Raw genomic sequence first — 22,262 nt, 5'->3', positions numbered from 1 at the left:
ATAAGGGGCACGCGCCAGTAGAACCGGACGGGTAAGCCCGTCACAGCAGTAATGAGTGGCCGTCGCGGCACACGTTCCCCCGGGAAGCTGGCAGCGGCGGTAAGTGAGGTGGTACCGCGGTGAGCGTGGAGTCCGGACGGACACCACTGGATCCGTCCTCGCATCCTGAACGGAACAGAAGGCGCAAGCCGGCAGTTCGCCAAGCTCAACCCAGGATGTCGACATGTCGTATTACCCCAAGGCCTCAGCCTCCACCGGCCCTTCGTCCAGCGGCGGTGCCGCCGTTTCCGCCTCCGTGAAGTTTCCGGAGATCGAAGAGCGCATCCTGAAGTACTGGGACCAGGACGGCACCTTCCAGGCCAGTATCGACCAGCGGAGCGCGGACGCCCCGGGCGGGGAGCCCGGCAGCAACGAGTTCGTCTTCTACGACGGCCCGCCCTTCGCCAACGGCCTGCCCCACTACGGGCACCTCCTTACCGGCTACGCCAAGGACCTGGTGGGCCGCTACCAGACCCAGCGCGGGAAGCGCGTTGAGCGCCGGTTCGGCTGGGACACCCACGGCCTGCCCGCCGAGCTTGAGGCCATGAAGCAGCTCGGGATGACGGATAAGACCCAGATCGAAGCCATGGGCATCGACAAGTTCAACGACGCCTGCCGCGCCTCCGTCATGAAGTACGCCGACGAGTGGAAGAGCTACGTGACCCGCCAGGCGCGGTGGGTGGACTTCGACAACGACTACAAGACCCTCAACGTGGAATACATGGAGTCCGTCCTCTGGGCGTTCAAGCAGCTTCACGAGAAGGGCCTGACCTACAACGGCTACCGCGTCCTGCCGTACTGCTGGAAGGACGAGACGCCGCTGTCCAACCATGAGCTGCGTATGGACGACGACGTCTACAAGAACCGCCAGGACCAGACGGTCACGGTAACCTTCCCCATCACGGCAGGGGAGTCGGACCTGTCCCGGCAGCTCGCCGGCGTCCAGGCCCTCGCCTGGACCACGACGCCCTGGACGCTGCCCACCAACGCGGCGCTCGCCGTCGGCCCTTCCATCACTTACGCCGTGCTCCCGGCCGGCCCCAACGGTGTCAAGGCCGCCGCTGCGGACGCGCCCGTCACGGGCAGCTTCCTGCTGGCCGCGGACCTCGTGGGCAACTACGCCAAGGACCTGGGCTATGACGATTTCGAGGGCGCCCGGGCCGCTGTTGTCTCCACCCACACCGGCACCGAGCTGGAAGGCCTGGCGTACCAGCCGCTGTGGAGCGATTTCGCGGACAACGAAAAGTACGGCATGGAGAACGCCTGGCGCTTCCTGGTTGCCGATTACGTCACCACCACCGACGGTACCGGCATCGTGCACCAGGCTCCGGCCTACGGCGAGGACGACCAGAAAGTCTGTGAGGAAGCCGGCATCCCGGTGGTCCTCTCCGTAGACGAGGGCGCCAAATTCCTCCCGCTCTTCAAGCACGGCGACCTGCACGACATCGCGGGCCTGCAGGTCTTCGAGGCCAACAAGCCCATCACGCAGGTGCTGCGCGCCCAGGGCCGGCTGGTCAAGCAGGCCAGCTACGAGCACAGCTACCCGCACTGCTGGCGCTGCCGCAACCCGCTGATCTACCGCGCCGTCTCCTCCTGGTACGTGGAAGTCACCAAGTTCAAGGACCGGATGTCCGAACTGAACAAGGAGATCAACTGGATCCCCGGCAACGTCAAGGACGGCCAGTTCGGCAAGTGGCTGGAGAACGCCCGTGACTGGTCCATCAGCCGCAACCGGTACTGGGGCAGCCCCATCCCGGTGTGGCAGTCCAGCGACCCCGACTACCCCCGCACCGACGTCTACGGCTCGCTCGCCGAGATCGAGGCGGACTTCGGCCGGCTGCCGCTGAACAAGGACGGTCAGGTGGACCTGCACCGCCCGTTCATCGATGAACTGACCCGGCCCAACCCGGACGACCCCCGCACCCCCGAAGAGGGCCAGTCCGTCATGCGCCGCGTGGAGGATGTCCTGGACGTCTGGTTCGACTCCGGCTCCATGCCGTACGGCCAGGTGCACTACCCGTTCCAGAACGAGGCGTGGTTCGACACGCACAACCCGGCTGACTTCATCGTGGAGTACATCGGCCAGACCCGCGGCTGGTTCTACATGCTGCACATCCTCTCCACGGCCCTGTTTGACCGGCCGGCCTTCCGCAACGTCATCAGCCACGGCATCGTGCTGGGCTCGGACGGGCAGAAGATGTCCAAGAGCCTGCGCAACTACCCGGACGTCTCCGAGGTACTGGACCGCGACGGCTCGGATGCCATGCGCTGGTTCCTGATGTCCAGCCCCATCCTGCGCGGCGGCAACCTTGTGGTCACCGAGCAGGGAATCCGCGACGGCGTCCGCCAGGTCATCCTGCCGCTGTGGAACGTGTACAGCTTCTTCACGCTGTACACCAACGCCGCGGCCGGCGGCTCAGGCTACGACGCAAAGCTCCGCTACGACGGCTATTCCGACACCCTGGACCAGTACCTGCTGGCCAACACCGGCGAACTGGTCGGCACGATGACCGAACGCCTGGACGACTACGACATCTCAGGTGCCTGCGACGCCCTGCGCAGCTACCTGGACATGCTCACCAACTGGTACGTCCGCAGGAGCCGCCAGCGGTTCTTCGACGAGGACCAGGATGCCTTTGATGCGCTCTACACCGCACTGGAGACGGTGTCCCGCACAGCGGCATCCCTGCTGCCGCTGGTGTCCGAAGAGATCTGGCGCGGGCTCACCGGCGGACGGTCCGTCCACCTGGCAGACTGGCCGGACGCTGCGCTGTTCCCCGCCAACCCGGACCTGGTCCAGGCCATGGACAAGGTCCAGCAGATCTGCTCCACGGGATCTTCCCTCCGCAAGGCTGCGAACCTTCGCGTCCGCCTGCCGCTGCAGGAACTGACGGTTGTGGCACCCGGCGCCGATGCGCTGCAAGGTTTTGCCGCCGTCGTCGCAGATGAGCTGAACCTCCGCTCCGTCAGGCTGCTGGATGCTGCCACGGCCTCGCCGGAAGAGTTCGGGATCCAGCAGAAACTCGTGGTCAACGCCCGCGCCGCGGGCCCGCGCCTGGGAAAGAACGTCCAGCAGGCCATCAAGGGCTCCAAGTCCGGCGACTGGTCGGTATCCGAGGCAGGCGTGGTCACCGCGGGCGGCCTGGAGCTGGAGCCCCAGGAGTACACGCTGGAAACCGTCGTGGCAGAGTCCGACGGCGGTGCTGCCGCCGCCACGAAGGCAGTGGCGGTCCTGCCCGGCGGCGGGTTCGTGGTCCTCAACACCGAGGTCACTCCTGAACTCGAGGCGGAAGGCCTGGCCCGCGACATGGTCCGTGCCATCCAGCAGGCGCGCAAGGACGCCGGACTCAATGTCAGCGACCGGATCCGGACCACCGTCACCGCGCAGCAGAACGTCGTCGACGCCCTGCTGGCCAACGCCGGCCTGGTGAAGGGCGAGACCCTGTCCGTGGAACTCACGGCGGAACCCGGGGACGCCGCAGAGCCGGCCGTCGCCGTCGAAAAAGTAGAGGCCTGATCCATGACTGACGAATTTTCCGTAGAGAGCGTCTACGCCGAGCTGCTGGGCCGGGCGCCGGAAAACAAGATGGAGCCGCGGCTGGCCCCGCTGTTCCGGGCGATGGATGTGCTGGGCGAGCCGAACAAGGCGTTCCCGATCATCCACGTCACCGGGACCAACGGCAAGACCTCCACGGCCCGGATGATCGAATCCGTCCTGCGGGCCCACGGCCTGAGCACCGGACGGTACACCAGCCCGCACCTGTCCAAGGTGACGGAGCGGATCAGCATCGACGGGCACCCGGTCCCCGACGAGACCTTCGTGCGCATCTGGGACGAGATCCGCCCCTACCTGCAGATCGTCGACTCCGAGCTCGAGGCTGCAGGCGAACCTCGGCTCACCTACTTCGAATGCCTCACCATCCTGGGCTTCGCCATCTTCGCGGACCAGCCGGTCAACGTGGCGGTGATCGAGGTTGGCCTCGGCGGAATCACGGATGCCACGAACGTAGGTGACGGGCAGGTTTCCGTGATCACCCCCATCTCGCTGGACCACACGGACCTGCTGGGTGAGACCACGGAGGACATCGCGTACGAAAAGGCCGGCATCATCAAGCCCGGCGGCTACCTCATCAGTGCCGCCCAGCCGCTGGACGCTGCGCAGGTCCTGCTGGACAAGGCCAAGGACGTGGGGGTGCCGTTCCGCTTCGAAGGCGTGGAATTCGGCGTCGAATCCCGCACCGTGGCAGTGGGCGGGCAGGTGGTGAGCATCCAGGGCATCGCCGGCCGCTACCCTGAACTGCTGGTCCCGCTGCACGGCGCCCACCAGGCACAGAACGCCGCGGTGGCCGTGGCGGCCCTGGAAGCTTTCTTCGGGGGAGAAAAGGAACTCGACTTCGAGGTGCTCCAGGAAGGCTTCTCGAACGTCACGTCTCCGGGCCGCCTTGAAGTGGTGCGGACAGCTCCCACGATCGTGGTGGACGCTGCCCACAACCCGGACGGCATCAAGGCCTCCGCAGCCGCCCTGCAGGAAGCCTTCACCTTCACCAGGCTTGTCCCGGTGGTCGGAGTACTCAAGGAGAAGGACGCCGAGGAGATCCTCCGCCAGCTCAAGGAATCCCTGGGCGGGATGGCGGAGGAGTACTGCTTCACGCAGTCGAACTCCCCACGGGCCGTGCCGGCCGGTGAGCTGGCCGAACTGGCAATTGAGCTTGGCTTCGGCGAGGACAACGTGCACATCGCCGAGAAGCTCGATGACGCCCTGGAATGGGCGGTGGAACGCGCCGAAGCCAATGACGACCTCTCCGGGGGAGTGCTGGTCACAGGCTCCATCACGCTCGTGGCCGAAGCACGGATCCTGCTCGGCAAGACGGAGGCCTGAGTCCATGGCCAAGTTGACCAAAGCGCAGCGCGAGTGGCGGCCGGGCATGCCCAGGAAGCGCCGCTCCACCAAGGTGATGTTCGCATCCACGGTCCTGCTGCTGGAAGCCTTCGTAATGTTCTTTGCCACCCTGGCGGTGTTCGGCCTGCGGCGGGGGGAGTTCCCGCCGGCGGTCATCCTGGGGGTGGGGATTGCGCTCTGCGTGGTGATGATCGTTGCGTGCGCCTTCCTCACCAAGCCTTGGGGCATCGGCCTGGGCTGGATCCTGCAGCTGGTCCTGATCCTCACCGGGATCTTCGAGCCGGCCATGTTCCTGGTGGGCACCCTGTTCGCCGCGGCGTGGTGGTACGGGATCCGCACCGGAATCCGGCTGGACCGGGAAGCCGGGGAACGGGCCCGCGAACAGGCTGCCTGGGAAGCCGCCCATCCGGAGGAGGCCGGGCCCGGCCAGCAGCCGCAGTCCCCGTAGACTTGACCCCGAAACCCCTTACCAACGCATTGGAGCAGTTGTGACTACTGAGCGCACCCTCGTCCTGATCAAGCCCGACGGCGTCGCCCGCAACCTTACCGGCGCCATCCTGGCCCGGATCGAAGCCAAGGGCTACACCCTGGCTGAGCTGAAGAAGGTTGACGCCTCACGCGAACTCCTGGAGCAGCACTACGAGGAGCACGTGGGCAAGCCCTTCTACGAGCCCCTGGTGGACTTCATGCTCTCCGGACCCGTGGTGGCGGCCATCTTCGAGGGCCACCGCGTCATCGAGGGCTTCCGTTCGCTGGCCGGCACCACCGACCCCACCACGGCCGCCCCCGGCACCATCCGCGGCGACTTCGGCCGCGACTGGGGCCTGAAGGTCCAGCAGAACCTGGTCCACGGCTCCGACTCCGCCGAATCCGCCGGACGCGAGATCAAGATCTGGTTCCAGGGCTGACAGCCCAGGGACAGCAAAAAGCCCCCGGTTCCTCGGAACCAGGGGCTTTTTCCGTCAGCAGGCCTAGAAGCCGGAGGTGCCGGCGAACACCTGGATGAAGGCGAAGAAGATGGTGGCGATGACGGCCACATACAGCAGGGCGGTGATGATCCAGCCGGAGTCACCCAGGATGCGGGCGGCGTTGGCGGGGGCGGGAATGACCCCGGCGCTGATGTTCCGGATGGTCACCCAGACAAACAGCGGGATCATGGCTGCCCAGACAACCATGCAGAACGGGCACAGTATGTGGATGACGTAGAGGGCCTGGGACCACAGCCACACCACGAACGCGAAACCGAGCGTGACCCCCGCCTGGAGGCCCACCCAGTACCACCGCGCAAACTGGGCGCCGGCCAGCAGTGACATGCCCACGGTGATGGCGATGGCGAACGCCACGATGCCGATAAACATATTAGGGAAGCCAAACAGCGAGCTCTGCCACGTCTGCATCACCTGGCCGCAGGAGATCCACGGGTTCACGTCGCATACCGTGGTGTGGTTGGGGTCCTTGAGGACCTCCAGTTTCTCCAGCACCAGCGTTCCGGAAGCCAGCCATCCGACCACCCCGGTAATGACCATCAGCCAGCCAAGCGGCCGGTCACGGGTCATCCGCGGGCGGGCTGCGGCTGCACTGCTGTCCGGATCCACAGTCCGTTCCGGCGTGTGGGTGCCGCTCAAGGGGGAGATGCTGGGCATTGGCAAGGCGTCCTTTTCATCGGGTGGTCCTTGCCCGATTGTAACGCCGGACGCTGGAAAGACCTTCCAGGAAAGCGAACAAGTGCTGCTGCTTCCGCCGTGGAATAGCCGGGGTATGAGAGAATGAACGTGGCTGGAACCCGATCCACATTCGGACTCCGGTCCGGCAGCTTGTTCGCAAGACCGCCAAGGATGAGCAGCGCAGGCTTTGGATTCTTTGATCCGAACTCCGCAACTCCATGGGGCGGCACCTGGTTGTGGCATGTGGAACAACGGGTTCTTGAACATCCTGCCGGCCCCCACGGGCTGCCGCACCCCACTGCCGGTGCGAACCTGGGGGTATCCACTTGACTTCTGTCAACGCCTGCGGGTTTTGACAATATGTGCCCCAATGGGTGCCGGATGTGGCGGTACGTCAGGGGCAGGAGTGTTGCCACATATGGATAATGAACAAGTTTTAGCCGTTAACGATGAAGCAGCGTCCGTGGATGCCGACTCCGTGCCGAAGAAGGCCACGAGGACCCGGCGGAAGGCCGCTCCGAAAACCGGCGAGGCCGTGGCCACTGAGGCTGCCGCCGAAGGTGTCACCGCCGAGGCCGGGGCCGCGGAAGCTGAGGCCGCCGAGGCCAAGGCGCCCGCCCGCCGGAGCCGTTCGCGGAAGAAAGTCGAGACCGCCGAGCCGCTTCCCGTCTTTGCTGCGGAGGCCGGCACCGAAACCGGGAACACCAACAACGCCAACGACGACGGCGCGCAGCAGGCGCCTGCCGCCGGGCCTGCAGAGGTTGCCGCGGAAGAATCGAAGCCCGTCCGGCGCCGCCGGGTTGCCACGCGCAAGACGTCTGCCCCGGCCGTCGTCGAGGCGGAGGAGCCGCCGGCAGGGACGGCCGCACCCGAGCCGGCTGAGACCGAGCCGGCAGACACCGAGTCGGCTGAGCCCGCACCCGCGGCGTCTGGCACCGCTGCTCCGGCCTCCGCCGATGCGCCCGCCGGCTCTGAACCGGTAACTGAGGCTGCAGCCCAGGCGCCTGCCGCCAAAGCCGCCGGCGCTTCCGCGCAGCCAACGTCCGCCGTCGAGCCTTCCGTTGAAGGCGACGCCAATTCTTCTGCCGAGCCCGAAGCCGGCGCCGCAGGGTCGTCAGCCCCCGCCAGCCCGTTCGGGTCCCTGTTCATGGAACCGGGTTCCCCCACGTCGGTGCTGTTCCAGGCCCCGGACCTCAGCACTGTCGTCCGGCCCGCCCCGGTGCCCGTCGAGGATGCCGAGGCTGACGACGCCGAGGACGATTCGGACGACGCCGGCAACCGCCGGAGGCGCCGCGGCCGCGGCCGCCGCGGCCGCAGCAGGGCGGGCGAGCGTGACGGTGAAGAAGGCGACAGCGCCGCTGCCGCAGACAGCGACGCCGCCGAGGATGCTGATGAGGACTCCGCCGGGCAGGCCGATGAAGGCGTGACCTCCCGTCGCCGCCGCCGCCGCCGCCGTGGCGACCAGGACCTCGAACTGACGGGCGGGGAAGACGACGATCCGCCCAACACGGTCACCCGGGTCCGCGCTCCGCGCGCCGTCAGCGAACCCGCCGTGAACAACCGCGTCACCAGCGTCAAGGGCTCCACCCGCCTGGAAGCCAAGAAGCAGCGCCGCCGCGAATCACGCGATACCGGCCGCCGCCGCACCGTCATTACCGAAGCCGAGTTCCTGGCACGCCGGGAATCCGTGGACCGCCAGATGATCGTCCGCCAGCGCGACGACAGAATCCAGATCGCTGTCCTCGAAGACGGGGTCCTGGCCGAGCACTTCGTGTCCAAGACCCAGCAGGACTCCCTGATCGGCAACGTCTACCTGGGCAAGGTCCAGAACGTCCTGCCGTCCATGGAAGCTGCCTTCGTGGACATCGGCCGCGGCCGCAACGCCGTGCTGTACGCCGGCGAGGTGAACTGGGAGGCCGTCAACCTTGAGGGCAAGCAGCGCCGCATCGAGAACGCGCTGAAGTCCGGCGACACCGTCCTGGTCCAGGTGACCAAGGACCCGGTGGGCCACAAGGGCGCGCGCCTGACCAGCCAGATCTCCCTGCCCGGCCGCTACCTGGTGTACGTTCCCGGCGGCTCCATGACCGGCATTTCCCGGAAGCTTCCCGACGTCGAACGCAACCGCCTGAAGCGGATCCTCAAGGACCGCCTTCCCGAGCACGCCGGCGTGATTGTCCGTACGGCCGCGGAAGGTGCCTCCGAGGAAGAGCTGACGCACGACATCAACCGGCTGCGTGCCCAGTGGGAGGGCATCGAAAGCCAGTCGAAGTCCACCAAGATCCTTGCCCCCGAGCTGCTCTACGGCGAACCGGACCTCACCATCAAGGTGGTCCGCGACGTCTTCAACGAGGACTTCTCCAAGCTGATCGTCTCCGGCGAGGAAGCGTGGGACACCATCGAGGCATACGTCACCTACGTCGCCCCGGACCTGGTGGGACGGCTCGAGAAGTGGACCAAGGACCAGGACATCTTCAGTGCCTGGCGCATCGATGAGCAGATCCACAAAGCCCTGGAACGGAAGGTCTTCCTGCCCTCCGGCGGCTCGCTGGTGATCGACCGGACCGAGGCCATGACCGTGGTGGACGTCAACACCGGCAAGTTCACCGGCAGCGGCGGCAACCTCGAAGAAACAGTCACCAAGAACAACCTGGAAGCTGCGGAGGAAGTAGTCCGGCAGCTCCGCCTCCGCGACATCGGCGGCATCATTGTCATCGACTTCATCGACATGGTCCTGGAGTCCAACCGCGACCTGGTCCTGCGGCGCATGGTGGAGTGCCTGGGCCGTGACCGCACCAAGCACCAGGTTGCCGAAGTCACCTCGCTGGGCCTGGTGCAGATGACCCGCAAGCGGATGGGCACGGGGCTCCTTGAAGTGTTCGGCGAGCAGTGCGAGGCCTGCGCCGGCCGCGGCGTGGTCACCCACGATGACCCGGTGGAACACCGCCGGGCGAACATTGTGGCTGCCGAGCATCACGTGCAGCGTGCCGAGCACCGCCCGGAAGCACGCGCCGAGGGCAACCGCATCGAGGCGCAGCGCACGGACAGCAGCCAGCCCGGTGCCCGTCCGGACCGGAAGCGCCGCCGCGGCCGCGGCGGCCAGCAGCCGGACGCCGCGCCGGCAGCTGCCGTCCACGTCCACACGGTCCACCCTGATCCGACGGACGCCGAGCGGCATGCGAAAGCGGAAGCCACCAGGCTGGCCCTTGCCAACATCGCGGCTGCCGCCCACGCGGCCCACCTGCATGACGACGAGTTGGCCGCCGCCAGGCAGGCAACGCAGGCCCAGCCCGCAGTTCCGGCTGAAACGGAGAAGCACGACGGCGATGCGTCCAGGCCCGCTGCCGTCCTGACCTTTGGCGGGGAGAAAGTCGTCCTGCCCTTCGTGGAGCACGCCGAGGAGCAGCAGCCAAAGCCTGCCCTCACCCTGGACCGCCTTGCCGCGGCCTTCGCCCACCTGGGCGAGCCCGCACCGGCAGCCGGCACGCCGGCTGGAACTCCGGACGTGCAGCCGGTCCAGCGCGGGGCGGAAGAGGCTCCCCAGCAGGCTCCTGCCCCGGAGCGGACACGTGAGCCGGAGCAGGCACCGGAACAGCGGGAGCCCGCAGCCGTCCAGCCGGAGCAGCGGCCGGTGGCCGCCGCAGCGGAGCAGGACTACTCGGACCACACCCTGGAGCAGTCACGCCCGCGCAGGGCACGCCGGAACCGGAGTGCCAGCCGCGCGCAGGGAGCAGCCAACGAGACCTCGGTCCAGCATCGCGAGAATGTTCCAGCCCCCGCGGCCGGGCATTCCCACGCCGCCAAGGCACCGGAAACGGACAAGGCGGGTGCTTCGCAGCCGGCCAGCGGCAAGCCCTCGGACGCGCCGATCATCCTCGGCGTCGGGGTGCCTGCCTCAGAGCTCTAGGAACTGGAGCTGCCACGCATGGAGTTACCGGAATCCGGGACCCAGGGCGGGTATTGACCGAATGCCCGGCCAGCCACAGTCAGTGGCCGGCCGGGCATCCGTCCTTTAAAGCGGCGCTCCGCAGCGCTTTTGACCACCCTCATTGAACACCGGCATTCCACCCCGCTCCGGCCGCACTGTGTCACCTTCACGCTGTGGACCTCAAAAAAAGCTAGGCTGGGGAACTGACACGGGGTGCCGCGCAGAGAGCCGGCTGAGATCCAGACCCGTTGAACCTGTCCGGCTAGCACCGGCGAAGGGATGTCTCTTGTCTTCCACCCTTGCAATGCCCACTGCCACCCTCCAGGGCACATCCGCGTGTGCTTCCGGGCCTGCAGCTGCTTCTGCGCCTGCAGCCCCCGGCCGCGAGTACCGCGGCGTGCCACGGGTCCTCTCCATTGCCGGATCCGATCCTTCCGGCGGGGCCGGCATCCAGGCGGACCTGAAAAGCATCGCCGCCCACGGCGGCTACGGAATGGCCGCCATTACCGCCCTCACCGCACAGAACACCCTCGGCGTGCGCGGCGTCCACGTTCCCCCCGCCAACTTCCTTACCCAGCAGCTCGATGCCCTGAGCGACGACATCAGCATCGACGCCGTAAAGATCGGCATGCTGGGCGATGCCGGGGTGATCGAAGCCGTCCATGCATGGCTCGAAAAGGTGCGTCCCGCCGTCGTGGTCCTGGACCCTGTCATGGTGGCCACCAGCGGCGACCGGCTCCTCCAGGAATCCGCCGAAGCCGCGCTTAGCGGCCTGCTGCCGCTGGCGCACCTCATCACGCCCAACCTGGCTGAACTCGCCATGCTCGTTGGCGGCAACGTGCAGCAGACCTGGGAAGGCGCCCTGGAACAGGGCCGGAACCTCTCCGCCGCCACGGGAGCCACGGTGCTGGTCAAAGGCGGGCACCTCGCAGGGGCCGAATGCCCCGACGCCCTCGTAAGCACCGCCGGGATGTTGTCCCGCGAGGTGGTCGTGGTTCCCGGTCAGCGGGTGGCAACAGTGAACAGCCACGGCACCGGATGCTCCCTGTCCGCGGCCATGGCCACGGTCCAGGCCCGGGTGGGGGACTGGGAGGCAGCCCTGCGCGAGGTCAAGCCCTGGCTTGCCGGCGCGCTGGAGGCCTCGGAGACCCTGGAGGTGGGGGCGGGCAACGGGCCCGTGCACCACTTCCACCACCTGCCGGCCGTGCGCGGCGAGGGGAGCTTCGCGGCGCAGCTCTGGGCGGACGCCGCAAAGGACCTCGAGGACATCTACGCGCTGGACTTCATCCAGGGCCTGGCTTCCGGGAGCCTGCCGGAGAAGGAGTTTGCCTACTACCTCGCCCAGGACGCCATCTACCTCAACGGCTACTCACGGGTGCTGGCGCGGACCAGTGCACTGGCCCCCACCGAAGGGGAGCAGCTCTTCTGGGCACGTTCCGCCGCGCAGTGCCTGGAGGTGGAGTCCGAGCTGCACCGCTCCTGGCTCAGTACACGGACCGTTGAGCCGCAGCTGGGACCCGTCACCAAGTCCTACGTGGACCACCTGACGGCGGCATCGGCGTCGGGCAGTTACGCGGTGCTGGCCGCAGCGGTCCTGCCCTGCTTCTGGCTGTACGCCGAGGTGGGCGCAACACTCCACGCCCGGTTCGTGGCTGCCGGGGAACCGGCCGGCCACCCCTACGCCGAGTGGCTGCGCACGTACGCGGACGAGGACTTCGCTGCCGCCACCCGCACGGCGGTTGCGATTGTGGACGGGGCCGGCCGCAGCGCGTCCGCAGGGGACCGGGACGCCATGGTGGCGGCGTTCAGGCAGTCCTGCCGCCTCGAGGTGGACTTTTTCGACGCGCCGCGACTTCATTCCTGACACCCTGTTGCGCGTCCCGCCGGTACTATGGTGGGGCACAGGTAAGGGCGCGGACCTGGGCTGTGGTGCCTATCACAGACAACCCGCCGGAACCAGCCTCATTTGCGGCCGAAGCCAAAACTAGCGTATTCTAGATCTTCGGTGCTTACGCCAACACTTGGGTTATGACCCCACGGCGTTGAGGCACAGCGAGAGCCCACCCAATCATGGAACCGGGTTCCGCACGCAAATTTGTAATAAACGTCGAGAGAAGTGAGTTCCCAAGTGGTGTACGCGATTGTCCGCGCAGGCGGCCGCCAAGAGAAGGTTTCCGTTGGAGACTTCGTTACCCTGAACCGCGTCGCCGGTGGAGCTGGCAGCACCATTCAGCTGCCCGCACTGCTCCTGGTTGACGGTGACAAGGTCACCTCCGCCGCTGCTGACCTGGCCAAGGTAACTGTTACGGCTGAGATCCTCCAGGACCTCCGTGGTCCTAAGATTGTGATCCAGAAGTTCAAGAACAAGACCGGTTACAAGAAGCGCCAGGGTCACCGCCAGGAACTGACCAAGGTCAAGATCACTGGTATCAAGTAACCTTCCGTTACTGTTCAGGTTTTTCAGCAGATTCCCCAGAATTTAGAGGCAGGCATTTCAGATGGCACATAAAAAGGGCGCGAGCTCCACTCGCAACGGTCGTGACTCCAACGCACAGTACCTCGGCGTCAAGCGCTTCGGCGGCCAGGTGGTTTCCGCCGGCGAGATCATCGTCCGCCAGCGCGGCACCCACTTCCACCCGGGCGCCGGCGTTGGCCGTGGCGGCGACGACACCCTGTTCGCACTGACCCCGGGCGCCGTTGAATTCGGTACCCGCCGCGGTCGTCGCGTCGTCAACATCGTTGCTGCTGCAGCTGCAGAGTAACAACCAGATCTGAAGCGGTGGAGCGGGCCATATGGTCCGCTCCACTGTTCTTTTAACCGCATTACAATCATCTTGGCGCCCCGGGCGTCCAGGAAACAGCACTGAGGAGATCCACGTGGCCAGCTTTGTAGACCGGGTAGTACTGCACGTATCCGGCGGTACCGGCGGCCACGGGTGCGTCTCCGTCCACCGTGAGAAGTTCAAGCCCCTGGGAGGGCCCGACGGCGGCAACGGCGGCAATGGCGGCGACGTGATCCTTCGCGTGGACCACCAGACCACCACGCTCCTTGACTACCACCACGCACCCCACCGCCATGCCACCAACGGCGGCCCCGGCATGGGCGACTGGCGCGGCGGCAAGAACGGCGAGACCCTCATCCTTCCTGTCCCGGACGGCACCGTGGTCAAGTCCAAGGACGGCACCGTCCTCGCGGACCTCGTGGGTGAAGGCACCGAATACGTCGCGGCGGCCGGCGGCATCGGCGGCCTGGGCAACGCCGCGCTCTCCTCCCAGAAGCGCCGTGCGCCCGGCTTCGCCCTGCTCGGCATCGAAGGCGAATCCAGCGACATCGTCCTGGAACTGAAGTCCATTGCGGACATCGCCCTGGTCGGGTTCCCGTCCGCCGGAAAATCGAGCCTGATCGCGGCCATGTCCGCGGCGCGGCCCAAGATCGCCGACTATCCGTTCACTACACTGGTCCCCAACCTTGGCGTCGTGCAGGCCGGCGACGTCCGCTTCACCATTGCCGACGTGCCCGGGCTGATTGAAGGCGCCAGCGAAGGCAAGGGCCTGGGCCACCACTTCCTGCGCCACGTGGAGCGCTGCGCGGCCCTGGTCCACGTCCTGGACTGCGGCACCCTCGAGGCAGACCGCGATCCGCTTTCTGACCTGGCCGTCATTGAGGCCGAGCTGGAAAAGTACGCCGTGGACATGAGCTACGCAGGCCAGGATGGCGAGGTAGTTCCGCTGAACCACCGACCCCGCCTCGTGGCCCTGAACAAGGTGGACCTGCCCGACGGCAAGGACATGGCTGAATTCGTCCGCCCGGAACTTGAGTCCCGCGGCTACCGGGTCTTCGAAATCTCGGCAACCAGCCACGAGGGCCTGCGGCAGCTGGGCTTCGCGATGGCCGAGATCGTGCAGGCGGCCCGGGACGCGGTGGCAGCAGCGCCGCCCAAGGTCCAGCCTGTGGTCATCAAGCCCCGCGCCGTCAACGAAACCGGGTTCCGGATCCGCCGGGAGGAGAAGGGCCTCGAGCCGCTGTTCCGCGTGCTGGGCGAAAAGCCGGTGCGCTGGGTCAAGCAGACCGACTTCACCAACGAGGAAGCCATCGGCTACCTGGCCGACCGCCTGGCTAAGCTCGGTGTGGAAACGGAACTGTTCAAGCAGGGCGCTAAGCCCGGCGATACGGTTGTTATCGGCGAGGATGACGGCGTCGTCTTCGACTGGGAGCCCACCATGATGGCAGGTGCCGAACTGCTGGCCTCGCCGCGCGGTACGGACGTCCGTTTTGCGGACATCGGCGACCGCCCCACCCGTGGACAGAAACGTGAAGAGCAGCAGGAACGCAAGGACGCCAAGGCCGCTGCCCGGGCCGAACTCGAAGCGGAGCGCAAGGCCGGCATCTGGACCGAATCCGTGAGCAGCCGCAGGGTTGCCAAGCCGCTCAAGGAGAGTGGACTGGGCGCAGACGATGACATCTAGGGCTGCGTCCGCGGAACCGCTGGCGCGGTCCGTGGACAGGAGCGTGCTGGCCAACGCGCACCGGATCGTGGTGAAGGTGGGCTCGTCGTCGCTGACCAGCATCAAGGGCGGCATCTCGGAAGAGTCGCTGACCGCCCTCGCGGACGCACTCGCCGCCAAGCGCAACACCGGAACAGAGATCATCCTGGTTTCCTCCGGTGCCATCGCGGCGGGTCTTGCACCGCTTGGCCTCGCCAAGCGCCCCCGCGACCTCGCCACCCAGCAGGCGGCCGCCAGCGTTGGCCAGGGCCTGCTCATGGCCCGCTACACCCAGGCTTTCGGGGCCCACGGCGTGACCGTCAGCCAGGTGCTCCTCACCGCCGAAGACCTGATGCGCCGCAGCCAGCACACCAACGCGTTCCGCGCCCTCAACCGGCTGCTCAGCCTCGGCGTGGTCCCCGTGGTCAACGAAAACGACACCGTAGCCACCCATGAAATCCGCTTCGGCGACAACGACCGGCTCGCCGCCCTCGTGGCCCACCTGGTCCGCGCCGACGCGCTGGTCCTGCTGTCCGACGTCGACTCCCTCTACGACGGCCCGCCGTCCCTTGGCGCGAAGCGGATCCCGCTGGTGGAGGGGGCGCACGACCTCGACGGTGTCTCCATTGGCAAGACCGGCAAGGCCGGCGTCGGCACCGGCGGCATGCTCACCAAAGTGGAGGCAGCGTCCATGGCAGCGGGATCCGGCATCCACGCCCTGGTCACTTCCACGCCCAACGCCGCCGCGGCCCTTAACGGCGAGGACGTGGGCACCTGGTTCACGGTCAACGGCGCCCGGAAGCCCGTCAGGCTTCTCTGGCTGGCGCACGTGGCCTCCGTCCAGGGACGGCTCGTGCTAGACGACGGCGCCGTGAAGGCCATCCGCCATCACCGCACGTCACTGCTGCCTGCCGGCATTTCCGCCGTCCACGGTGATTTTGAAGCCGGCGACGCCGTGGAGATAGCAGGAGCCGACGGTACGGTGGTGGCGCGCGGACTGGTGAACTACTCCTCCGCGGAGCTGCCCCAAATGCTGGGCCGGTCCACCAGGGACCTCGGTGAGGCGCTGGGCAGCGGCTATGACCGTGAAGTTGTTCATGTTGACGACCTGGTGCTGGTCTGAGCTTCCGGCTCGCCTAAACTTGGAACATGACTGAGGCCCTGATCCACAAGACTGCCGAAAATTCCGGACACACCGCTGCCGCCACGCAGCCCGTTGAGTCATCGGCAGCACCGGTCCCGGCTGACATTCCGTTGTCTTCCGGCGACGTCGAGGCCGCAGTGCACGCCATCGCCGACCGTTCCCGCCACGCGGCGCGGCGGTTGGCCATGGCCAACCGGGCATGGAAGGACCGCGCCCTCCGCGCAGTAGGCACAGCCCTGCAGGAGAGCACTGAATCCATCCTCACCGCCAACGCCATGGACGTGGCGGCAGGAAAGGCCAACGGCACCTCCGCGGCCATGCTGGACCGCCTGACCCTGACGGAAACCCGCATCGCGGGCCTGGTGTCGGCCCTGGAAAACCTGGCCAACCTGCCCGACCCCGTAGGCAACGTTGTGCGCGGGCAGACGCTCCCCAACGGCCTGCGGCTCCGACAGGTCAACGTCCCCATGGGCGTGGTGGCCGCCATCTACGAAGCACGGCCGAATGTCACGGTGGACATTGCCGGGCTGGCACTCAAGAGCGGCAACGCCGTGATCCTGCGCGGCGGCAGCGCCGCCCAGGCAACCAACGAGGTGCTGGTGCGGGTACTGCGCGAAGCGCTCGAATCCGTGGGCCTGCCCGCCGACGCTGTCCAAACGGTGGACCAGTACGGCCGCGCCGGCGCCAATGTCCTGATGAAGGCCCGCGGCCGGGTGGACGTACTCATTCCCCGTGGCGGCCGCGAGCTGATCCAGACCGTCGTCACCAACTCCGCTGTCCCCGTCATCGAAACCGGTGAGGGGAACGTGCACATCTTCATCGACGAGTCGGCCAGCGAGGACATGGCGGTGGAGATCCTCCTGAACGCCAAGACGCAACGGCCCAGCGTCTGCAACACGGTGGAGACGCTCCTGGTCCACTCCGGTTCACGCGTGCTTCCTGCCGTTGCGGCCGCCCTGCGCAAGGCCGGCGTCCGGCTGCACACCGATGAGCGCACCCGCGCCGCCCTTCCTGCCTCCATCGAGTCGGAACCGGCCACCGACGAGGACTGGGCCACCGAATACATGGACCTTGACCTTGCGGTCGCCATGGTGGACAGCCTCGACGAGGCAGTCAGCCACATCGGCACCTGGTCTACCGGCCATACCGAGGCCATCCTCACCAATGACCTGTCCAACGCCGAGCGTTTCATTGCCGAGGTGGATTCCGCGGCCGTCATTGTCAACGCGTCCACCCGGTTTACCGACGGCGGAGAGCTGGGGCTGGGTGCCGAGGTGGGGATTTCCACCCAGAAACTGCACGCCCGCGGTCCCATGGGGCTGACCGAACTCACCACCACGAAGTGGATCGTGCAGGGCGAGGGCCAGGTGCGCGGGTAGCGCACGGTAACATAGACCAGAAGCCAGAAACGGCGGAGCTTTCCGCTGCCACAATCGTTTGAGCCCAAGGGGAGAACATGCTGTTCCAGCAGATTGCCACGTCCGTAGCCGAAGGCGAAGAACACGAACTCGCGCCGCTGTGGGCTGAGCCGTGGGTCTTCGGTGTGGTCATCTTCGCCATCCTGCTGGTCATGATGTTCATCACCCTGTCCTACTCCAACCTGGGCAACCGCCACACGGCCACCGAGGAGCACGCGGATCCGCACCGCCAGCACCCGAACAAGCACGATCACGGGCAGGGCCACTAACATTTCCCGCGTTTTGCACCGCTCGGGTGCCAACGGCAGGCTGCGGCTGGGCGTGATGGGCGGGACATTCGATCCCATCCACCACGGCCACCTGGTGGCGGCCAGCGAGGTAGCGGCGGAATTCGACCTGGACGAGGTGGTTTTCGTCCCCACCGGCCAGCCGTGGCAGAAGTCCCACAAGCACGTCAGCGAACCCGAGCACCGCTACCTGATGACCGTCATCGCCACGGCGTCAAACCCGCGCTTTACGGTCAGCAGGGTGGACGTTGACCGGCCGGGTCCCACGTACACCATCGATACCCTCCGCGACCTCCGGGCCCAGCGCCCCGACGCCGACCTCTTCTTCATCACCGGGGCGGACGCCCTGGCGCAGATCCTCTCCTGGAAGGACATCGACGAACTGTGGTCGCTGGCCCATTTCGTCGGGGTCACTCGGCCCGGGCATGTCCTGGACGGCATGGGACGCGATGATGTCAGCCTCCTGGAGGTCCCGGCCATGGCCATCTCCTCGACGGACTGCCGCGCGCGCGTGGCCGCGAACCATCCGGTCTGGTACCTGGTGCCGGACGGCGTCGTCCAGTACATCGCCAAATACGGCCTGTATGAAGCCGCCGCGGAAGCCGACGCGCCACCGTCCCTAGCACGTGAACCAGCCAGTACTGAATGAGTTCTCAATGAGTCAGGAACAGCCCCCCATCCGCAGCCGCCGGGAACTCCGGAAGGCCCGGGACGCCCAGCAGGAGTCTGCTTCAAAGGGCGCGGAGCAGCTCCCGCCTGCCCCCACGACAGTTGCTGCTGCCCCGGTTGCTGCTGCGCCCCCAAGGATCGGTGACGCCGGAACGGCCGCCGGGCAGGCAAATACCCCGCGGTCATCCCAGATCCGGGCGCGGGACCGTGCAACCCTTCGCGCCATCAAGGAGCTGGAGGAAAAAGAAGGCCAGCTCTCCGCCGGTGGTCCTCCCACCCGTCGGCAGCTCCGCCTCCAGCAGCTGAAGGAACAGGCGCTGACGGCGGCCAACCCCATTGTTCCGCCGGCTTCCACTCCGCCCGCTTCCGCTCCTCTGCGTTCCGCGGAGGGGCCCCGGGTTGACGGCAGCCAAAAGGACAACGGCCATAAGGACAGCGGCCACAGAGACAGTCACGCCGGCCCGGAAAACACCGGCGCGGGGGATCAGGCCCGTGTGGGCGGTACACCCGCCCCCGGCGTAAAGGCCGGTTCACCGGGCCCCGAGGGCATGACCGTGGAACAGGCTCTGGCCGCCCGCTCCCTGCTCGCAGAGCAGGCAAAAAACCAGATCGCCAAAATGGAGCACATTGCCTCCCTGGATCCCGAAGCGGTTGATCCGGAGATCCTGGCTGAGCAAATCGCCCTGGCGGAACGTGCGGCGGTCATGAACCGCCGGGCCATGGCCAGGCAAAAACTGGCTGAGCAGGCCGGAGCCCCTTCGGTTCCCCCGGCTCCGGCAACCCCTCCGAAAGATCCCGGCCAGGGACGTTCCCGGGATGCCGGAAAGCTGCCCGTGGATGCCGCCACAAAGGACCAGGCCGGGAAGCCCGCGGCCGGACAGCGCCCCGCGCCCTCTACTGCCAATAACCTGGCCATGGTCACGCCGCTGGAATTCGTGCAGGTCCCCGGCATCGACCGGCCCGTCATGAAGCCGCCCGCAACTTCGCACGTACCGGTCACCACCCGCCCGGGAACCAAGGTCACCCCTTCCGGTACCAAGAAGCGGCGTTTACCAGGCTCACAGCGCACTGCCACCGCTGAGGACGGTCCCGGCCGCTCGCAGGTGATCGCAAGGGCTGAAGCTGCCGCCCGGGCCGCTGCCCGCCCGCAGCAGGTGGTTACTGAAGAGCACCAGGGGGAGGACCTCTTCGAGGAACTCCCGCGGATCCCGGCCTCGTCCGCCCACGGGCTGGATCCCCTGGACGCAGCAACGGCGGGACTGGCCCGGGCGAACCGGACCAGGGTCCTGCAGTTCCTGATCCTGGCGTTTGGCATCGTGGCACTCGTCTCAGGCATCATCCTGATCATCAGCGGCATGTCCCGCTGATCACCAACAGCCGGCCGGCAACGGACGGCCCCTGCATATTTAACCCAACAAGGAGTCACGTGACTGCATCAGAATCGTCCATCACCATAGCCCGCGCCGCCGCCAGGGCAGCCGCGGACAAGATTGCCCAGGATATTGTTGCCCTGGACGTCAGCGAGCGGCTCGCCCTGGCCGACGTTTTCCTCATCGCCTCGGCACCCAGCGAACGCCAGGTCAACGCCATCGTTGACGGTATTGAGGAAGAACTCGCCAAGCAGGACCTGCGGCCCGTCCGGCGTGAAGGCCGTTCCGGTGGCCGTTGGGTGCTGCTGGACTACTCGGACATTGTTATCCACGTCCAGCACGAGGAGGACCGAGTGTTCTACGCCCTGGAACGCCTCTGGAAGGACTGCCCCGTGGTGGACCTGCAGCTCGGAGACGACGCGTCAGCCAAAGCCACCGCAGGGTCCGAGACCGAATAAATCCGCGGAATCGCGCGGAATATGCCCGATTTGGAATTTTCGGAATTGCTGTTCTAAGATATTTGAGTTGCTTCGGGGAAAGCCGAAAAAGCTCGAAAGGGCAGCAATTGTTCGGGGCTGTGGCGCAGCTGGTAGCGCACCTGCATGGCATGCAGGGGGTCAGGGGTTCGAGTCCCCTCAGCTCCACCGAATAATCCGCCGGAATCACTGTGATTCCGGCGGATTTTTTTGTTTGCCGTCTCCCGGGAACCCAGCCGCGCGCCCGGACAAGCCCCAGGCCGGGACACGGCACCACGATTGGCGTGCGGGGCGAAAGTGCATTAAGCTGATCAGGTTGCTTCGGGGAGTTATTCCGGAAGCGGCACATCCGGGGCTGTGGCGCAGCTGGTAGCGCACCTGCATGGCATGCAGGGGGTCAGGGGTTCGAGTCCCCTCAGCTCCACCGATTAACATCTGCACCGAGCCGGAAGGCGAAGGAGCATCGGAAGGGACGGTCCCATCGGGACCGTCCCTTCCGCGTTAACCCAGCTGCCCCTTCAGAGCCAGGCTGTCCGCCGCAGCGGGGGTTCATCACCGCCCGGCCGCTGGACCAGGACCTGGTTGACGCCCGTCAGCCCGCCCTCAAAGCCAAGCGCGCTGGACGCCATATACAACCGCCAGACCCGCGCCCTGCCCAGGCTGGCCAGCTTTACGGCGTGGTCCCAGTTGGCCTCCAGCCTGCTGACCCAGGCACGCAGGGTCAACGCATAGTGCCGCCGCAGCGCCTCCACATCCAGGACCTCGAATCCGGTGCCCTCCAGGGCAGCCACCATCTCGCCAAGGCTGATCATCTCCCCGTCCGGAAACACGTAGCGCGGAATGAACGAATCAGGATCCGGCCTGGTGGGGCCCGCGTTCCAGGAAATTGCATGGTTCAGCAGCCGCCCGCCAGGCCGGAGCAGGCTGAACAAAGCGGCGGCGTAGGCTGGCGTCTGTTCCCTGCCCACATGTTCGGACATCCCGATGGAGCTGATGGCATCGAAAGGTCCGTCCCCGATGTCCCGGTAGTCCTGGACCCTTATGTCCACCCGCTCGGTCAGGCCGGCCTCGGCGGCCCGCTTGCGTGCAAGGTTTGCCTGCTCCGTGGAAAGGGTGATGCCCACCACCGTTGCGCCGTACTTTCCGGCAGCATGGAGGGCGAAGCTTCCCCATCCGCAGCCTACGTCCAGCACCCGCATTCCCGGCCGCAGGCCCAGCTTCCGGCACACCAGGTCCAGTTTTGCCTCCTGGGCTTCTTCCAGGCCGGCGGCGAGCCGGTTGCCCGACTCCGGGGATTCCGTGCCGTAGCTGCCGTCCGGCCAGACCGCGCACGAATAGACCATGGACTGCCCCAGCACCAGTGCGTAGAAATCGTTGCCCACATCGTAGTGATGGGAGATGGCTGCCGAGTCGCGCCGGCGCGAATGCAGCCGGCCCTTCTTCACCACTTTTGCCTCCTCGGGCGGCGGCGCCGGATTGGGGCCCAGCGCCCCCAGCCGGACGGCCGTGCGGAGCAGCGTCCACATTTCCCGGGCCGTGAGCCGCCGGAACGGACCGGGCTCCGCGAACTTCCCGGCTGAACTCAACGCGGTGAACGCCGCGAAGATGTCCCCGGGCGAATCGATGTCGCCCGCCACGTAGGCACGGCTCAGGCCGAGCTGGCCCGGGGACCACAGGATCCGGCGGAGGGCCCGGCGGGAACGGAACTCCAGGACAGGTGCACCCTCAGGCCCTGCCTCTGACCCGTCCCAGGCCCGCAGGCGCAAGGGCAGCTCTTCGGTGTCCAGCACAACTGACAGGGCCTGGGCCAGGCGCGCTGCGTGTCCTTTGCTTGTGGTCATGGTGGTCCTCCCGTCTCCATGGGCCAAGACTAAGGCCGGGAGAC

The 22,262-nt window shown here is 66.8% G+C and carries 17 protein-coding genes, 2 tRNA genes and 1 riboswitch; of the genes, 17 read left to right on the top strand and 2 right to left on the bottom strand.

The features are described from left to right. Positions 1-223 precede the first annotated feature (223 nt). The 4 genes from ileS to ndk are packed head-to-tail and all read left to right on the top strand — an operon-like array spanning position 224 to position 5,847. Complete coding sequence (ileS, locus tag AC4BCK_RS11745; RefSeq protein ID WP_490565971.1) at positions 224-3,556, top strand: isoleucine--tRNA ligase; 3,333 nt, start codon at positions 224-226, stop codon at positions 3,554-3,556. 3 nt (positions 3,557-3,559) lie between these two features. Beyond that, positions 3,560-4,918 carry a bifunctional folylpolyglutamate synthase/dihydrofolate synthase gene (locus AC4BCK_RS11740; protein WP_364407166.1) on the top strand — a complete coding sequence of 453 codons (1,359 nt, stop codon included), beginning with the start codon at positions 3,560-3,562 and terminating at the stop codon, positions 4,916-4,918. Between the two features lie 4 nt (positions 4,919-4,922). Next, positions 4,923-5,387 (top strand): DUF4233 domain-containing protein, encoded by a 465-nt coding sequence (locus AC4BCK_RS11735; RefSeq protein WP_251424111.1) that lies wholly within the window; start codon positions 4,923-4,925, stop codon positions 5,385-5,387. Positions 5,388-5,427: 40 nt separating this feature from the next. Continuing rightward, positions 5,428-5,847, top strand: coding sequence for a nucleoside-diphosphate kinase (ndk, locus tag AC4BCK_RS11730; protein ID WP_066276631.1), 420 nt, complete (start codon positions 5,428-5,430; stop codon positions 5,845-5,847). A gap of 63 nt (positions 5,848-5,910) precedes the next feature. Here ndk and AC4BCK_RS11725 read toward each other — a convergent pair whose 3' ends face one another. Further along, positions 5,911-6,582 carry a vitamin K epoxide reductase family protein gene (locus AC4BCK_RS11725; RefSeq protein WP_174179860.1) on the bottom strand — a complete coding sequence of 224 codons (672 nt, stop codon included), beginning with the start codon at positions 6,580-6,582 and terminating at the stop codon, positions 5,911-5,913. A 439-nt stretch (positions 6,583-7,021) separates the two neighbouring features. Here AC4BCK_RS11725 and AC4BCK_RS11720 point away from each other — a divergent pair, with 439 nt between their 5' ends. The 13 genes from AC4BCK_RS11720 (at position 7,022) to AC4BCK_RS11660 (ending at position 20,801) form a co-directional block, all read left to right on the top strand. Further along, positions 7,022-10,507: an Rne/Rng family ribonuclease gene (locus tag AC4BCK_RS11720; RefSeq protein WP_490565970.1), complete on the top strand. Its 3,486-nt coding sequence runs from the start codon at positions 7,022-7,024 to the stop codon at positions 10,505-10,507. Between the two features lie 220 nt (positions 10,508-10,727). Beyond that, a riboswitch (TPP riboswitch) is annotated at positions 10,728-10,825 on the top strand. Positions 10,826-10,832: 7 nt separating this feature from the next. After that, positions 10,833-12,392 (top strand): bifunctional hydroxymethylpyrimidine kinase/phosphomethylpyrimidine kinase, encoded by a 1,560-nt coding sequence (thiD, locus tag AC4BCK_RS11715; protein ID WP_490566910.1) that lies wholly within the window; start codon positions 10,833-10,835, stop codon positions 12,390-12,392. Between the two features lie 264 nt (positions 12,393-12,656). After that, positions 12,657-12,965 carry a 50S ribosomal protein L21 gene (gene rplU, locus AC4BCK_RS11710; protein WP_066276623.1) on the top strand — a complete coding sequence of 103 codons (309 nt, stop codon included), beginning with the start codon at positions 12,657-12,659 and terminating at the stop codon, positions 12,963-12,965. A gap of 61 nt (positions 12,966-13,026) precedes the next feature. Further along, entirely contained in the window at positions 13,027-13,290 is a 264-nt protein-coding gene (rpmA, locus tag AC4BCK_RS11705; protein ID WP_009372867.1) for a 50S ribosomal protein L27, read from the top strand. 115 nt (positions 13,291-13,405) lie between these two features. Next, a complete protein-coding gene (gene obgE, locus AC4BCK_RS11700) occupies positions 13,406-14,995 on the top strand; it encodes a GTPase ObgE (protein WP_174179856.1) in 1,590 nt (529 codons plus the stop codon). Beyond that, complete coding sequence (proB, locus tag AC4BCK_RS11695; RefSeq protein ID WP_104186062.1) at positions 14,985-16,136, top strand: glutamate 5-kinase; 1,152 nt, start codon at positions 14,985-14,987, stop codon at positions 16,134-16,136. The genes obgE and proB overlap by 11 nt, the downstream gene beginning before the upstream one ends. 26 nt (positions 16,137-16,162) lie before the next feature. Next, positions 16,163-17,536: a glutamate-5-semialdehyde dehydrogenase gene (locus AC4BCK_RS11690; RefSeq protein ID WP_490565969.1), complete on the top strand. Its 1,374-nt coding sequence runs from the start codon at positions 16,163-16,165 to the stop codon at positions 17,534-17,536. A 77-nt stretch (positions 17,537-17,613) separates the two neighbouring features. Next, positions 17,614-17,844 (top strand): hypothetical protein, encoded by a 231-nt coding sequence (locus AC4BCK_RS11685; protein WP_104186060.1) that lies wholly within the window; start codon positions 17,614-17,616, stop codon positions 17,842-17,844. Positions 17,845-17,899: 55 nt separating this feature from the next. After that, on the top strand, positions 17,900-18,511 hold the full coding sequence (gene nadD / locus AC4BCK_RS11680) for a nicotinate-nucleotide adenylyltransferase (protein ID WP_229666279.1): 612 nt from the start codon (positions 17,900-17,902) through the stop codon (positions 18,509-18,511). Positions 18,512-18,518: 7 nt separating this feature from the next. After that, positions 18,519-19,898, top strand: a complete 1,380-nt coding sequence (locus AC4BCK_RS11675; RefSeq protein ID WP_490565968.1) for a hypothetical protein — start codon at positions 18,519-18,521, stop codon at positions 19,896-19,898. Positions 19,899-19,957: 59 nt separating this feature from the next. Next, positions 19,958-20,359, top strand: a complete 402-nt coding sequence (gene rsfS, locus AC4BCK_RS11670; protein ID WP_066276611.1) for a ribosome silencing factor — start codon at positions 19,958-19,960, stop codon at positions 20,357-20,359. A 113-nt stretch (positions 20,360-20,472) separates the two neighbouring features. Continuing rightward, positions 20,473-20,545 (top strand) — tRNA-Ala (locus tag AC4BCK_RS11665). A 183-nt stretch (positions 20,546-20,728) separates the two neighbouring features. Continuing rightward, positions 20,729-20,801 (top strand) — tRNA-Ala (locus AC4BCK_RS11660). Between the two features lie 94 nt (positions 20,802-20,895). On the opposite strand, the gene AC4BCK_RS11655 is transcribed toward AC4BCK_RS11660, so the two are convergent. Next, positions 20,896-22,218, bottom strand: a complete 1,323-nt coding sequence (locus AC4BCK_RS11655; protein ID WP_400619836.1) for a class I SAM-dependent methyltransferase — start codon at positions 22,216-22,218, stop codon at positions 20,896-20,898. Positions 22,219-22,262: the final 44 nt, after the last annotated feature.

The organism is Pseudarthrobacter sp. As-47 (assembly GCF_058215595.1).
Note: the sequence above shows the minus strand (reverse complement) of the source record. Positions and strands in the feature narration are given on the sequence as shown.

What these genes read in the sequence shown, in the direction of transcription:
- ileS (WP_490565971.1), top strand. Translation starts at nt 224, where the DNA reads ATGTCGTATTACCCCAAGGCCTCAGCCTCCACCGGCCCTTCGTCCAGC.
- AC4BCK_RS11740 (WP_364407166.1), top strand. Translation starts at nt 3,560, where the DNA reads ATGACTGACGAATTTTCCGTAGAGAGCGTCTACGCCGAGCTGCTGGGC.
- AC4BCK_RS11735 (WP_251424111.1), top strand. Translation starts at nt 4,923, where the DNA reads ATGGCCAAGTTGACCAAAGCGCAGCGCGAGTGGCGGCCGGGCATGCCC.
- AC4BCK_RS11725 (WP_174179860.1), bottom strand. Translation starts at nt 6,582, where the DNA reads ATGCCCAGCATCTCCCCCTTGAGCGGCACCCACACGCCGGAACGGACT.
- AC4BCK_RS11720 (WP_490565970.1), top strand. Translation starts at nt 7,022, where the DNA reads ATGGATAATGAACAAGTTTTAGCCGTTAACGATGAAGCAGCGTCCGTG.
- thiD (WP_490566910.1), top strand. Translation starts at nt 10,833, where the DNA reads ATGCCCACTGCCACCCTCCAGGGCACATCCGCGTGTGCTTCCGGGCCT.
- rpmA (WP_009372867.1), top strand. Translation starts at nt 13,027, where the DNA reads ATGGCACATAAAAAGGGCGCGAGCTCCACTCGCAACGGTCGTGACTCC.
- proB (WP_104186062.1), top strand. Translation starts at nt 14,985, where the DNA reads ATGACATCTAGGGCTGCGTCCGCGGAACCGCTGGCGCGGTCCGTGGAC.
- AC4BCK_RS11690 (WP_490565969.1), top strand. Translation starts at nt 16,163, where the DNA reads ATGACTGAGGCCCTGATCCACAAGACTGCCGAAAATTCCGGACACACC.
- AC4BCK_RS11685 (WP_104186060.1), top strand. Translation starts at nt 17,614, where the DNA reads ATGCTGTTCCAGCAGATTGCCACGTCCGTAGCCGAAGGCGAAGAACAC.
- nadD (WP_229666279.1), top strand. Translation starts at nt 17,900, where the DNA reads ATGGGCGGGACATTCGATCCCATCCACCACGGCCACCTGGTGGCGGCC.
- AC4BCK_RS11675 (WP_490565968.1), top strand. Translation starts at nt 18,519, where the DNA reads ATGAGTCAGGAACAGCCCCCCATCCGCAGCCGCCGGGAACTCCGGAAG.
- AC4BCK_RS11655 (WP_400619836.1), bottom strand. Translation starts at nt 22,218, where the DNA reads ATGACCACAAGCAAAGGACACGCAGCGCGCCTGGCCCAGGCCCTGTCA.